At 41.9% G+C, this 14,861-nt stretch carries 12 protein-coding genes; 6 read left to right on the forward strand and 6 right to left on the reverse strand.

The genetic code is table 11. From position 1 onward, the window contains the following. Window positions 1-115 precede the first annotated feature (115 nt). Window positions 116-535 carry a Spy/CpxP family protein refolding chaperone gene (locus tag BJP37_RS01275; protein WP_075895856.1) on the reverse strand — a complete coding sequence of 140 codons (420 nt, stop codon included), beginning with the start codon at window positions 533-535 and terminating at the stop codon, window positions 116-118. A gap of 223 nt (window positions 536-758) precedes the next feature. Between BJP37_RS01275 and BJP37_RS01280 the strand changes: the two genes are divergently transcribed. Both BJP37_RS01280 and BJP37_RS01285 read left to right on the forward strand, forming a co-directional pair. After that, on the forward strand, window positions 759-1,997 hold the full coding sequence (locus BJP37_RS01280; protein WP_075895858.1) for a sensor histidine kinase: 1,239 nt from the start codon (window positions 759-761) through the stop codon (window positions 1,995-1,997). A 282-nt stretch (window positions 1,998-2,279) separates the two neighbouring features. Next, window positions 2,280-2,927 (forward strand): response regulator, encoded by a 648-nt coding sequence (locus tag BJP37_RS01285; protein WP_070396431.1) that lies wholly within the window; start codon window positions 2,280-2,282, stop codon window positions 2,925-2,927. A gap of 202 nt (window positions 2,928-3,129) precedes the next feature. On the opposite strand, the gene BJP37_RS43165 is transcribed toward BJP37_RS01285, so the two are convergent. Then, window positions 3,130-3,258 carry a hypothetical protein gene (locus BJP37_RS43165; protein ID WP_269086929.1) on the reverse strand — a complete coding sequence of 43 codons (129 nt, stop codon included), beginning with the start codon at window positions 3,256-3,258 and terminating at the stop codon, window positions 3,130-3,132. Window positions 3,259-3,298: 40 nt separating this feature from the next. Between BJP37_RS43165 and BJP37_RS01290 the strand changes: the two genes are divergently transcribed. From BJP37_RS01290 to BJP37_RS01305, 4 genes are all read left to right on the forward strand, one after another. Further along, window positions 3,299-3,496 carry a hypothetical protein gene (locus BJP37_RS01290; protein ID WP_070390768.1) on the forward strand — a complete coding sequence of 66 codons (198 nt, stop codon included), beginning with the start codon at window positions 3,299-3,301 and terminating at the stop codon, window positions 3,494-3,496. Window positions 3,497-4,192: 696 nt separating this feature from the next. Beyond that, the gene (locus tag BJP37_RS01295) at window positions 4,193-5,074 is read left to right on the forward strand and encodes a hypothetical protein (RefSeq protein ID WP_229415151.1); all 882 of its coding nucleotides are present in this window, start codon (window positions 4,193-4,195) and stop codon (window positions 5,072-5,074) included. 91 nt (window positions 5,075-5,165) lie between these two features. Beyond that, window positions 5,166-7,280: an AAA family ATPase gene (locus BJP37_RS01300; protein ID WP_075895860.1), complete on the forward strand. Its 2,115-nt coding sequence runs from the start codon at window positions 5,166-5,168 to the stop codon at window positions 7,278-7,280. Between the two features lie 317 nt (window positions 7,281-7,597). Continuing rightward, window positions 7,598-10,309, forward strand: coding sequence for a DNA translocase FtsK (locus BJP37_RS01305; protein ID WP_075895862.1), 2,712 nt, complete (start codon window positions 7,598-7,600; stop codon window positions 10,307-10,309). A gap of 104 nt (window positions 10,310-10,413) precedes the next feature. On the opposite strand, the gene BJP37_RS01310 is transcribed toward BJP37_RS01305, so the two are convergent. From BJP37_RS01310 to BJP37_RS01325, 4 genes are all read right to left on the reverse strand, one after another. Further along, window positions 10,414-12,006: an SUMF1/EgtB/PvdO family nonheme iron enzyme gene (locus tag BJP37_RS01310; protein WP_075895864.1), complete on the reverse strand. Its 1,593-nt coding sequence runs from the start codon at window positions 12,004-12,006 to the stop codon at window positions 10,414-10,416. A gap of 241 nt (window positions 12,007-12,247) precedes the next feature. After that, window positions 12,248-13,291 carry a nucleotidyl transferase AbiEii/AbiGii toxin family protein gene (locus tag BJP37_RS01315; RefSeq protein WP_075895865.1) on the reverse strand — a complete coding sequence of 348 codons (1,044 nt, stop codon included), beginning with the start codon at window positions 13,289-13,291 and terminating at the stop codon, window positions 12,248-12,250. After that, window positions 13,291-13,911, reverse strand: a complete 621-nt coding sequence (locus BJP37_RS01320) for a DUF6088 family protein (RefSeq protein ID WP_075895867.1) — start codon at window positions 13,909-13,911, stop codon at window positions 13,291-13,293. Before BJP37_RS01320 ends, BJP37_RS01315 begins: the two co-directional genes overlap by 1 nt. 313 nt (window positions 13,912-14,224) lie before the next feature. Further along, window positions 14,225-14,861, reverse strand: a 637-nt coding sequence (locus BJP37_RS01325) for a hypothetical protein (protein WP_229415152.1), incomplete at its 5' end; no start/stop codon positions are given.

The raw sequence follows: 14,861 nt of genomic DNA on the forward strand, positions 1-14,861 counted from the left end.
ATCCATCTGACAAACAGTTTGACAAAACAGTGACCGCCTTTTGTCAGTCAGTCAGTAAGCGCACCTTTAACAAGTTATATCAAGAGAGTTAGTACTTTGTATTCCAAGAGATAATCTAGTTCTGGAAAAATCTCCGTCTCAATGGGCCTTTACCTCGAAATGCTCCTATTTCTTGACGAATTTGTTGGCGCTGTTCCTCGGTGAGAATACCCCTCATCTCATATCGTGCTGACCTGTTAATGTCTTGCATTTGCTTTAACTGCTCTTCAGAGAGATTCAGACCCTCCCTTGCGTCTCGCAGTTGACGGCGGAGCACTTTTATAGTTTCAAAGCGCCGTTGTTGATCAGGAGTGAGAATATCCTCAATTTTGGAGTCAGTATTGTTAATGATGTCCTCAAACTGCTCTTTTTGCTGGTCAGTGATGTTCAGATTAGATAAAAATGGAGGAAGTTCTTCGGCATTAACTGCCATGGGAAAACTAGTGAGGGTAATTGCTGCGATACCTGCCAGTAGAGAAAAGCGCTTGATGTTCATGATGTTCACTATTTAGCTGTTTATAAGTGTTTTTAGGTGAGCTGATTTCTGTTTGATGTCTCTATCCTAAAAAGGGGGAGGGTGAAACCACATGAGGCAAAAGACCCCAATTCCTCTAGGACTAAAGTCCTGGGCTAGACATGACCAATGGGTCTTGCATTACCTTTGACACATGGATTAAGGTTATTGGTTGTTTGTTATTGCTTGTTTACAACAATCGTGAATGCGGCATCCTATTCACATTACTAACCACCCCATTCGATTTTTGCTCTACCTGGAGTGGATACTGCTGATTATTACCGCTTTGGTGGAATTACTAAAACTTCCCTTTCCCATGCTACCTAGGTCGCCACTACTGAATCTAGTTTGCCTGGCAGTATTTGGGTTAATGGGATTGAGATTACCAACAAATAAGCCTATTTATAAGGTACTTTACACTGCCGCCGAAATTGGGGTAATTGTTTTAGCATCCATAGTGGGACACATTCGGTTATTGCAACTGATGTTAATTATATTAGTTGTTCGCAACTGTTTTATATTCGAGTTCCAAGGTCGCTTAATGATGACTGGATTTGCGGTTATATTATTTCTAATGAAGCAAATGGTTCGATTTCAGCATCATGGTCTGAGGCATCGTCCTCCCTTTAGACCACCTCCTGTGTTCAGAGCACCACCAACAGGGTTGATTCCGGAGCGATTACTATTTATCTTATTGACTTCTGTCTTTATATTTGTATTGGTCTTAATCGTTTTGCAGCTATTAGTGGATGCTGTACTATCAGAACGAAAAAGTCGGGAAGAGCTGGCTAAGGCTAATGCTCAACTGCGTCACTATGCCCTGCGCATTGAAGATATTGCTACCCTGCAAGAACGAAACCGTATTGCTCGGGAAATTCATGACTCCTTAGGACATTCTTTAACGGTATTTAATTTACACCTGGAAGCGGCTTTAAGACTATTACAATCTGACCCGGCTGAAGCCCAAGAATTTATCTTAGAAGCGAAACAACTTGGGAAAACTGCTCTGAAGGATGTACGTCAATCCGTTGCTTCCTTGCGTTTAAATCCGTTACAAGAGCAATCTCTAGAAAATGCGATCGCATCCCTAATCGAGGACTTCCAAAAGTCCACAGCTATCTCACCTTCATGCCATCTTAACTTAAAGCGTTCAATCCCTGCTGACATCAAAATCGCAGTTTACCGTATTGTCCAAGAAGGATTGACAAATATCTTTAAATATGCTAAACCTACTGAAGTATACATCCAAATTAAGACAGCAACAGATTTACAATTAATTATTAAAGACAATGGTATTGGATTTTCCCTAAACCAGAACACAACCGGTTTTGGTTTACAAGGAATGCGAGAACGCACCCAAGCCTTAGGAGGAACCTTTAAAATTGAGACAGCACCAGGAGCTGGCTGCAAAATTATTGCTCATTTTCCTTTACCAAAGGTTTAAGGTAAGCGCGTTTGTATCATCGGTTGTGAACACAGGTATGGCAGGAAAAGGCAAGAGGCAAGAGGCAAGAGGCAAGAGGTAAAATATATCAGGAGTTTTATTGTCCAAAAAAAAAATCTCATACAGGTTTAGAGCTCAAATACCAACGCGCTTATCTAGAAATTAGAGACGCATTGTGATGATTTTTGTTCCCTATTTCCTATTCCCGACTCCCGACTCCCGACTCCCGACTCCCTAAAAATAAGACCGAATTGACAACTATTATATAATTCCTCCTTGATGATGATTCGTATTTTACTCGTAGATGACCAAAGTTTAATTCGGCGTGGATTAAAAGCCTTGCTGAAGTTAGAAGAAGACTTACAGGTAGTCGGTGAAGCCGAGAATGGACAAACGGCAATTAGTCTGGTAAAAACGTTACAGCCAGATGTTATACTCATGGATATTCGGATGCCTGTCATGGATGGCGTCGCTGCAACTCGGGAGATTTGTCAGCAATTCCCGGATACAAAGGTATTAGTACTAACTACCTTTGATGATGACCAGTACGTTACCCAAGCCATACAGTGCGGAGCAGCCGGATATTTGCTGAAGGATACCCCTCCCGAAGAATTAGCCCAGTCAATTCGAGCGGTGCAAAAAGGGTATACTCAGTTAGGCCCTGGTATAGGCAAAAAAGTCGCTACTCAAATGCGAGACCCAACTCCAAGTCCACCTCCCGGTTGGGATGAACTAACTCCTAGAGAGCAGGAGATTTTACGGCTAATTGCTACCGGTGCTAGCAACCGAGAGATTGCTCAGACGTTGTATATTTCTGAGAAGACCGTCAAAAACCACGTTACTCATATATTGAGTCGGTTGAATGTACGCGATCGCACTCAAGCAGCTATTTTAGCCAACTCTATGTTTAGCAATTTTAATGACCGTTGATTATTGATCTAGCCAGTCTAATTGCCATGAGTAAAAATCTGGTACTTTTAAGGCAAAAGGCAAAAGGCAAAAGGCAAAAGGCAAGACTAATGAAGATTTTAAGGGAATCATCTTCAAAGAAGAGTGTACCTCATAACTGCGACAAACGCCCTTAGCATTTATAAATGAATTGGAAAAAGCGATGCAGTCGGCCAAAATCATTCTATACTTGATTGACTCTTGCCTTTTGCCTCTGCCTCTTGCCTTTCCTTAGGGGTCGCACCTGAGGTACACAGTTTTTTTTAACTCTTGCCTCTTGCCTCTTGCCTCTTGCCTTTCGTGATCTGTTCACAACTAAACTAAAAATACTATATGTAAACTAAAAATACTATATGAGTTCCCCTTCTCAATCTGAAACTTTAATAATTGCCTACTTTTTTGGGGCTCTTCTCGCTATCACCGTTATGGTTTACTTGCTCAGAGGTTTTGGTATTCTTACCTTTCTTCCTGGTGGTATCCTGTGGCTATTGATCTTGTTATCGATTGGTACAGGACTAGTTTACGGGGTTCAGAAAACTCGACGTTATTAGGGGAATAGGGCATAGGGAATAGGGAATAGCGATGCAGCGCGGTCTTGGGGAGGCAGTGCCGACCTGCGGGGGTTCCCCCCACTCGCGCTTTGCATCAAGACGGGAGTAGGGGTAAGAAAATTGACTGTAGCTTAGCATTCAGCTTATGTGCTACGCACACGCGTGCGCGTTCAGCTATCAGTCTTGGCCTTTGGACCACGCTACTTGAGGTGCTTTGTGGCACAGGCTTAATGCCTGTGAGGTAATGCTGAGGGCTGATAGCTGAATGGTTTCGCTTCGGTCGTCAGCTATCAGCATTTCGGGTATCAGCGTTTTGAGGGTTTTCCCTGAATACCCATCTAGTCGCGACCTTCAGCTAATATTATCTTACGATAATTACTCTTAATAAAAATTTCCCTATCTCCCCATCTCCCTATCTCCCCAGACCTCTAGCGCCTCCCTACCATCCCCGCCCACCCTTAATTATGGGTATTCAACCAGACTTGAGATAAGTCTAATATCGGTAAGGATTGAGCCTAGTAAGGCACCACGGAAATAAAGATACTATTGAAAAGTACCGAAAGGCTTATATAATAAGAATTCTGCTCAGAGCTAATAGTTGAGGGCTCAGCGCCCGTCCGCTGAGGGCTGACAGTAGAATCTATTGCGAAAATCTTTAACTACTACGTGGTTATAGGGAATAGAGATAGGTTAATCTTGAACAAACGTGAGGTAACAACAATCAACATGGAAGCTATTGAACTGGAAGTCAGCCAACTAAAATTTTTACTGAAGCTACTGAGCAAACCGGATTATCGGGCATTGATTACAGAAGCGAAACCCAATTCTAAAACCTCAGCTGGGGAACGAGATCGAATTTGTCAGGCATTATGCGATCGCAATTTGATTGAGTCTAATCAAGAAATCACCAAAATTCAGATCACTGATGCAGGCAAGGAACTTCTAAACCAAGATCAGGCTGAAGTACCAATGAGCACGAAAGAACGCAAAATTCTAAAAGCCTGTGAAACAGAACCGACTACTCCCGCCAAGACAAACGTCAAGCCTGCTAAGACCCGCAAGGAAATCATGGACAGTTTGATAGAACGGGGTTATATCACAGTCGCAGAAACTAAATTCAAAGATGTTTGGATTACTGAAACAGGTATTGAGTACCTCTTAACTAATTATAAACCCGTTGGTCGTGGCAATATCAATCTTTCTAAAACCATGCTAGCGGATTACATCGATTTCCTGCGCAAACAGCTGCCAAACTCAACCAGTACAATCTCAGAATCAGATGGAAATTCGACTCCCGCTCTAGTCAATCCCCATAATAATGAAGAAATATTACAAATCATCAAGGATTTAGACCAGGAATTGGGTACAGAAAACTATTTGCCACTGTTTCATTTGCGCCAAAAGTTACAACCGCCTTTGTCTAGGGAAGAATTGGATAAAGCACTGTATAGCTTGCAAGCAGAAGATAAAATTGATCTGAGTGCTTTGCAAGAAGCAAACATGTATACAGAGGAACAAATTGAAGCTGGTATTACTCAAAATACCGGGGGGAGGCTATTTTTCATTATGGTGCAGTAAAGTATGATACAAAGTATGATACTATAAGCCCAGGCTTCCCAATTGTTAATCCTCTATCCTTGTCCACTCTATAGAAGATGGAATTAAAGAGATGGCAACGATCCAGGAAATAATTAAACAAGCCCTAAATCCCTTTGACCCCGTGACCTTTGCTACGGGGAATTTTTGGGAAGATCCAGACAATGGTGCTGTTAATGTCAACTCGATTCATCAAGATGAAATCAATCAGATAACCACCACCCTCAGTGCGGTGACTCAAGACCATCGACCCCGCACTATCTTACTGGCTGGTGATCCTGGCTCGGGGAAAAGTTATCTATTAAAACGCCTCAAACAGCAGTTCAATCAAGACGCCTTTTTTGCTTATATCGGTCCTTGGGCAAATAGCGATCGCATCTGGCGCTATATCCTTAGGGAAACCGTTGACAGTATGCTAAAAATCCCAGAAGGGGAAAAAGAATCTCAGTTGCTGCTGTGGCTAAAGAGTCTCCCGGCCTTTAAAAAAACCGGCTGGCTCCGGAATGAGCGAAAACGGTTTATTGGTGACCTCAGAGCTAGCTATCCAGGGGGAATTCATAGAGATAAAGAATTTTTTGGAGTGCTCTATGACCTCACTAATCCAGAACTGTATCACCTAGCTTATCAATGGTTAAGGGGAGAAGATTTAGATGAAGAGGACCTGAAAACCCTTGGGGTCAGAGGGTCTATAGATAACGAAGACGATGCTCAGAATATCTTAATCAACTTCGGGAGAATTTCGTCATCCACCAAGCCGATTGTGCTGTGTTTTGACCAATTGGATAATATTCCTCGTTTGCCCGATGGTTCTCTGGATCTACAAGCTCTGTTTAATGTCAACTCTACCCTTTATACTCGCCGTCTCAACTTTCTGATTATTATCAGTATAGTCACTAATACCTGGAGACGGAATCATAAAAAACTTCAAGGGGCTGATCTCGCTAGACTTAATCCTAAAATTCTGCTCAAAAACATTACCCTAGAGCAAGCCGAATCCCTTTTGGCAAGCCGACTCTATCCCTTACATCAGCAAGCTGAACCAAAATCCACCTCACCGATTTACCCTTTAACTCGGCAAGACTTAGAACAAGAATTTCCTGGTGGCAAAACCACTCCCCGCCAGACCTTAAGCCTGGGAAATAAGCTAATTCAAAGGTATAAAACTCAGGTAGTTAACTCAGAGTTATCAAGGATTGACTTAATTAGTGAGGATACCGAGGGAGTTAAGATTTCAGAGCCATCAACGATTGACTTAACTAGTGAGGATATCGAGAGAGTTAGCATTTCAGAGCCATCAAAAACTGAGTCAACTACTAAAAAGGATACCGCTGGCGAATCAATACCAATAGAAGACAAACGCCTAGCCTCATTTAAATTAAAGTGGCAGAAAGAATTTCAAAAGACTGAGCAGCAAATTACCCGCATCCAAGATATTGGTGAATCGGAATTGATTGGGATGTTACGAGAGGCATTAGAAGCTCTGGAGGTTAGGGGTATTAAACCAAAATTTTTGTCCAGTAGCAAAACCTTTGCCAGTTATTCCCTAAGTTACCAGTTGCCATCACCTCAAGGACGGATCGCAGTAGTCTGGGGAGAAACTAGTAATGGTGGTAGCTTATTTTATATGATGAAGGCTTGTGATAAGGCTATTCAAGGCAATCACTGCCAAACCTTATACCTAATTCGCCATACAAAAATTAACCTAAAACCTGATACTAAAGGGTACAAAATATACAGTCAACTATTTAATAGTTCTAGCCATATTCACCTCAAATTAGACTATCTTTATTCTGTCCATTACTTAGCCACTTATCATAGCTTAGTTAATGAGGCTTGTTCCCAAGAGTTAGTTCTTGCTAATAAAACAATAAGACTAACAGAGTTAAAGAGTCTAATCCGAGAATCAGGAATTTTGCAGGATTGTCCTTTACTAAAGGATTTGAATATTATTTCTATAGTAGATAATAAAGTACCCCTTAATCCAGTTAAGGAATTTGTGTTAAATGTCCTCAAACAAGACCAAGTAATTGGTCTTAAGGTTTTAATTAAAACTACTCACCGTCAATTTAATCGGCTCAAAGAAATAGAAATTCAACAACGGATTAAGGAACTTTGTCAGGAAAATGAACTAAAACTTATCCCTGTGGATGGTTCCCCAGAAACACAATCAGTATATTTGGTACCGTAAGCTATCAGCTATCAGCTATCAGCTATTAGCTATTAGCTATTAGCTATCAGCTATCAGTAATCAGCTATCAGTAATCAGTAATCAGTAATCAGCTATCAGCTCTCAGCTATCAGCTATCAGCTCTCAGCTATCAGCTCTCAGTTATCAGCTATCAGCTCTCAGCTATCAGCTATCAGCTATCAGCTCTCAGCTCTCACAGGCTGGAAGCCTGTGCCACCCTAATTGAGGTGCCATTGACCAAAGGCTGACCGCTGACCGCTGACCGCTGACAGCTAACCATTATTTTACCATAACAAAAATTCGGATAACAAGCGCCAATGTACCTGACTCAACCAGCCCAGCTCCGAGAGTTAATCCTTAATTTATCAGCAGCAAAAATTCTCTGGTTAGATACGGAAATAGCTGACTGGAATACTCCTAATCCCAGATTATCTCTGATTCAGGTATTGGCTGATCCGACAGATACAAATGGGGAAAAAGCTTATATATTAGATGTATTAAACCAACCGGAATTAGTGATAGACTTTGTTAACCATATTATGGTTAATCCTAACATTGAAAAAGTCTTTCATAACGCTAGCTTTGATTTACGGTATCTAGGGGGTAAAGATAAAGCTAAGAATGTCACCTGTACCTATAAAATAGCTAGAACGCTGACGAATAAGAAACTGTCTAATCCATTACAGGTATCCAATAATAAACTAAAAACCCTAGCGCGAGAGCTGTGCAATTTCGCTAATGTCGATACAGAGGAACAAAGTAGTGATTGGGGAAAACGTCCGCTAACCCAAAAACAGCTAAAGTATGCAAAACTCGATACAGTGTATCTAGCCCATGTCCATCGCCGCTTACTAGAAATTGCCAAAAATAGCTCGAATCCAGAGCAGATGGTCACCAAAAAATCACGGAAGCAACAATCGGAATCCCCTGGCTTCAGTGTTACCCAAGTTAGGGTAGCCCTTGAATGTCCTCGCTTATTTTATTTGAGTCAGCGCTTTGGTGGAAAAACCCTATTTATACCACCATCCAACTCACCAGGTATTGGGACAGTATTCCATCAGCTATGTCAACAGTGTACTGACACACTAAAGCAAGATTCCCGATTTCAAGCCTTATTTTCTGCCACAGCAAGTCAGCTAGACCAAAGCCAGATTAGCTCTAAGATCCAAGCGCTACTGTATGAGCTAGTGGTTTTCCCCAAAATCAATACCAATCCAGATATAGCCTCGATCTTACTTCAACTGTGGCAAGGATTAAAATCACTAATTCCCCATTGGACTCAACTGCTAGTTACTAATCGACCCTATTGTCAGCCAGAGGAAGTAATTAGTAAAACCTTCGTTGCTCAAGAAATAAAGCTCAGTTATAACTTCACTCTTCCTGATGGTACCCAGCAACGAGTTAATGGAAAATTCGATAGCTTAATCTTCGACTGTGAGCGCGATCGCTATTGTGTTGTAGACTATAAAACCTATCAACCCGTAGATCCATCCGCTAACTTAGCTCAAGTTGCTCTCTATAGTTACATGCTCCACCAAGAAAAAGGAGTACCAATAGATGCAGCGGTTTATTCCGTTTTGCCAGAATTCCAAAAACACTACTATTCCTGGGAAGACCTAGAAGATACAGTGCATCAGGTCATTCCCGATAAATTACAACAGATGCGGGAATGGCTGAGTTGGAAACCTGCCCAGGTCGAAAAGGAGGGAGATGGAGAAACTATAAAAAACCATTGCACTCCAGCAATGGGTAAGGGCAACCTGGAGCCACCACCACCGACACGACAGCTTCAGCTATGCAACATTTGTCCCCAACAACAGACCTGTCAAACCTTTTTTGAGGATGGGAAAACTGAGCAAAAGCCAGTCAAGGCACCATCCCGCAAAACTCCTGATACTAAGCAAAAGTCGGTTAAGCCACGTACCACTAAAACTCGTGATCCTGAGCAAAAGCCAGTCAAGCCATCATCCCAACCAACTCTTGATGCTGATCAGACCGGGGAGAAATTGGTGAGTACTCTAGAAGACTTTAAAATTGGTGTCGATTATGTCAACGCAACAGTTGCTCCAGCATTTGTCCGGATCAACCTAAAACCCAATCGTGGGGTAAAAGTCATATCAATACAGAATCGATCTAAGGATTTACAAGTACACTTAGGTCTAGAGAATCCTCCCCTGATTACTCCGGAAGCTGGGTATGTCAGTGTGGATTTACCACGGAAGGATGAGGATAGAGAAGTAGCTAGATTTGATGACTATATTAGCCTTACGCAAAACTCAAGTAATCCTCCCAAGATTGGGATTGGAGTAAATTTAGATGGGAAATTGGTAGAAGCGGATTTATCGGATCCTAATACTTGTCACTTTTTGGTAGGGGGCACAACCGGAAGTGGCAAGAGCGAATTTTTGCGATCGCTTCTGCTATCCCTACTCTATCAGCATTCTCCTCAACAGCTCAAAATTGCTCTAGTTGATCCCAAGCGCGTCACTTTCCCAGAATTTGAGGACATGCCATGGTTGCTGTCACCAATCGTTAAAGATAGCGATCGCGCTATCGAACTGATGGAGCAATTAGTTGATGAAATGGAGGAGCGTTACCAGAAATTTGAACAAGCCAAGTGTGCTCACCTGGATGCTTATAATCAGCAATTGATTAATAAACAAATTTTACCATTACCTCGGATAGTCTGTATATTTGATGAATATGCTGATTTCATGGCCGAAAAAGAAATCCGCAAAGACTTAGAATTAAGTATTAAGCGTTTAGGAGCAAAAGCTAGAGCAGCTGGGATTCATTTGATTGTTGCTACTCAACGGCCAGACGCTAACGTTGTCACTCCGATTATTCGGTCTAATTTACCAGGGCGAATTGCTTTACGCACAGCGTCTGAAGCGGATTCAAGGATTATTTTTGGTGGCAGTAACACTGAAGCAGCTTATTTGTTAGGTAAGGGAGATCTATTATATCAAAAGGGTAGTAAGTTAGAGCGATTGCAAAGTTTGTTTGCTGAGAGGATTATATTGCCTTGATCAAAGTTTATTCAAATAAAGTTTGACCCTGTGGCGCGTTACGGGGCAGACTATCCAAAAACTGGCTACCGTAAAAAACAAGGCAAGTCCACCCCTAACACACCCTACCCAACACCACGAGCCACACGAAAACCGATATCGAAGTAGGAGTGAGCGCGCGCGTAATAGTTGTTGCGGAAGGCAGAACGGCAAAACTCAGAATTGAAGAAACACGAGCCGCCACGCATTATATAATTAGTATGATTATCATGTTTAGTCCAGATACTCCCATCTATAGGAGCTCCTTCGTAATTAGGATGGCTTGGATCCGCACACCACTCCCAAACATTGCCATGCATATCGTATAAGCCAAAGCTGTTGGGGTAAGGAAAATGTCCTACTGGGGTGGTTTTTCCTCGATCTACCCCTTCTGCTTCCTCTGCATAAGTATCGGAAGCACCATAATTAGCTAATTTACTGGTTATGGTCTCTCCATAATGGAATGGTGTGATAGTTTCTGCTCTACAGGCGTATTCCCATTCTGCTTCACTGGGTAATTTGTATTTCTTTCCTGTATGTTCACAGAGACGATCGCAAAATTCCATCGCATCGTACCAGCTGACTCCCTCTACTGGTCGCTTCTCTCCTTTAAAGTAAGAGGGGTCTGGGTTTAAGTCCTGGTTAACTTTTGGGAGGTTTTCAACCACAGCTCGCCATTGCGCCTGAGTGACCTGATATTTCCCCAGGAAGAAGGGTTTGACCGTTACTCGGTGTTGAGGTCTTTCATTACCATCACTCCCCTTCTCACTTTCAGGGGAACCCATTAAGAAGCTTCCTTCTGGGATAGACACCATATCTAGGTCTACTCCATTTCCCAGATCTTCAGTGAAGTAACTTGCTTGTTTATTTTCTGTGTTGATTATTTCTCCTCTACGGTTAACTGTTACTACTTCAAAAGAAAAGTACTTTAAACCTTTTTGTTTGTTTGTGAGATAATCAACCAGAAGCACTATTGGCATTGTTATTAAGCATATCTTTAAGAAATCAGCCCTGGAAAAATAATTGCAACCTTGAAAATTTCGATCGACAATCGGATCAGGTGGTGGCTTTATATCTTCACGTGGTGGCTTTATCTCTAGTGTTTTATATAATAAATCAGAAACGTTATTGGCATTTCTGTCTAACCATTGCTTTAGTTGGTCAGCCTTTGACTTGGAAACCTTTACATTTACTAATAAATAATCGACAAATTTGACAATATTTTTTTCATCATCAGTTGGATGAGATATCTCATCCAATTGTTTAAGAATATCATAGAAACTGTCAGGGAGTTGATATTCCGAATACTCCAACTTATCGGCACAACAATCTCTGTAAGCATGTTGCATTTGTTTGATAAAACGCTTTTCTAAAGGACGCAATATCTCGACTACACTAGTCGTAATTTTAAAGTTTTCCTGGATTGCCTTTAACTGAAGATTATCTGGATTATAGTTAAGTGCTCTATCAATTAATTTATCTAACTTATTAGAAGCCTGACAATGAATTATTAATCTGTCAACAATTTCCTTTAAATTTCCACCGCTAGCCACCTCGTTCAGATTTATATTTAATGCATAACGCACCATCATTTCTAATTCAGTTTTATCAGGGAAAGCACTACACAGTGCTTCATTTATCTGTTTTAGGAGATAACCAGGGGTATGTCCAGCATTCATTGATGGTTACTTCAATACCTGTGAAAAATAGAATTTGATACTTTGACTCTAATTCAGTATCTACACTGTGATTATACTGAATTCCGTAAATTTTACTTTATTTACTGGTATTTCCCAGCTGGTGGTGGCTTAGGGGTTAGGGAGCATGGAGCAGGGAACAGGAGAGGGCACCATATAAAAATAGAATTCTTGGTGGGTGGTCAAAACTGGTGATTATAAAAGACAAAAGTTCAAAGTGTTCTCACGATACCTGATTAACTTCTATTTCTAAGGCTGAAATTGCTTCTATGATTTCATCAAAGGGTGGAGCAGTACCTAACATCATGCCCTGCATTGCCTGATAATCAGTAATGAGAGCTTTTAGTAATTCTCCTTTCGGTAAGAGTTTTAGAGAGCCGGGAATCGCTTCGTCTAATTTCATCCAGCTTCGATTAAACAGTTTTTTGGTGTACTGGCGTACATCTTCTCTTAATTGATGATTGGCAATGGCTGTCTTACCAGCTTCCTGACGGGAAATTATTGCTACATCATAATAATGACGTGACAGTCTCTGGCGATCATTGGGCAGGCGTTGTTCGTCTCGATAACCACAAGACCAACCATGTAATATCATGATTTTATCCCAAAAAGTTCTTTGAGGGTCGATGGTCGTTACATTTGCTACGGAAAAATTCCATTCTTCAAGTATCTCGGATAGATAGGGGGTAATAGTATGATTTTGATTGGGAATGAGCGCTGACCGTGCGCCTGCTTCTAGTTTGACACGGGGTTGAACGTAAGCAATGCTATCGGATGGAAATAAGCTCGGATACTGAAACAGCAGGGTTGAATTATCTGGATCGTCTTCATCGAGTACAATGCGACTCTCAGGCGAAATTACCCCAGCAACTTGTGATAAGTCATCTTTAAGCTTGCCACAGATATACCTTGAAGCAGCTTGTTTTAGTTCGGACGCTAGTTTTTTTCGCCGCTTGCTAGAGATTCCAAGAGCAGAGGGGTCGTTATCCCCGGCAAAACCCAGATCGCTCCTGAATACCACCAAATCTACATCCTCGGAAAATCTACTAATGAGTTGATAAACCTTGGAAAGGGAAGTGCCGCCTTTAAACAATAGTCTGGGGTGTTCCTGGGGTAAGCCATTATAAAGGATATCCAGCACCAGGCACACCCAAAAATCCTTTTCTATATAGGATGACCTGGTATTGAGGGAATCGGCTGTTGACTCAAAAACATCGTTACGGTCTTGTGCTGGTAAATTGAGAAATTCTTCAAATGCTGGATTCACTAGGAGACACCTTCACCCTCACTAACTTGACGTACAACGGGTGTCATCCACGTTGGTAACAGCTTAATACCTTCTGCGAGATCTTGTTTGATGTCTGAAGACAACCGATTGTGTAGGGTATTAACCACATCTTTATCAGCAGCGATATTTTCGCCCAGCCAATATAAGGCCCTAACCACAGGCGCACCAGGACGGTTAGCCCATGCCATTAACCGTTGAGAGACATGACGTAGTTTGATGGTACGCCCACCAACTTGTAAAGTTCGGCTCGAACCATTCGTTATGTAGCTGTTCTGGGCGGGAACGGCATTGGTCAGACCTAGCTGGTGGGCTGCAACAATGCCATCTGGCATGATTGATATACCATCCCGACGTGCCAGAGCTTCCACAACGGCATCAATGTTGGGTGGGGCAGCACGCTTCAAGATATTGCTGGTGCGTGGATAGTCATATAAACCGCGACCAACGCGGCGCAAAAATCCTTGTTTCACCAGACGAGATAGCGCTTTATCTACAGCATCACGACTGCCGAGATCTACAAAATCTTTGGGTGTGCAGACCCAAGCACCGCGACCATGACCACGAACTCTGTTCAGGATTTTTTTTGCTATACCCTGCATCTTACGAAAGCTATGAATATAAAGTTCACGAAATATATTATGTCAGAAGTATAGCCAATATTTATGACTTTTTCAAGGCAGCTAACCGTGTATTAATTGCCCAAAGTCAGGATGTTGAGGTAACGAAGGTGAGTAGAACTGTCAGGATAGGTTCTATGACCTTTCGATAAAACTGTCAGATTAATCGAAAACCAACCCTTGATTCAGCAACGCCGCTGATAACTGATAGCTGTTCGCGTAGCGTGCGCGTAGCGCATTAGCTGACCGCTGTTCGCGTAGCGTGCGCGTAGCGCATAAGCTGATAGCTTAACTATTACCCCCAAACTAAGACAGCATACACTCCATAACCAAAATAAACACTAAGTACAATCGCAATAATAATCCGAGCGCTTATCGAAGTGTGGCGTCTCCACAATACAAAGCATCCCACTATAACAGCCAACACTTCTAGGGGAGCAAAAATATGACCATAATGACGAGAATCCCAATAAGAAACAGGGCTTTCAAAGCGCCAGTTTGACAATGGTAAAAAGTGACGGTGGGCATCATCAGCATGGAGAGGAATATCTCCCAATCCATGAAGAGCCATGCTAGCAAACATAGCAATCAGAAACGTTTGACCAAAATAGTAAGCTAACAAGCCACCTATTAGTATTAGTGGAAAAGAATTGAAAATATCGAAAAATAATTGCCAGCTTTGGTTATAATAAGATTCAGACCAGATTACGTTTTCAGGAATTCCTCTGATTAATTTTTCATATATGTAAAAAATCACCATTGGTAAATCTGGTAATATCGCACCGAACACAATTGGGAAATTATTTTCCGGCTTTCTTTTTTTTCCTAAAATCAGGAGATTGACGATGGCGTGAGCGGGAGTATTCACAAATTTTAAAGGGAACAGGGAACAGGGAACAGGGAACAGGGAATCGGGAATCGGGAATCGGGAA

This window comes from Moorena bouillonii PNG (genome assembly GCF_001942495.1).
GTDB classification, from domain to species: domain Bacteria; phylum Cyanobacteriota; class Cyanobacteriia; order Cyanobacteriales; family Coleofasciculaceae; genus Moorena; species Moorena bouillonii.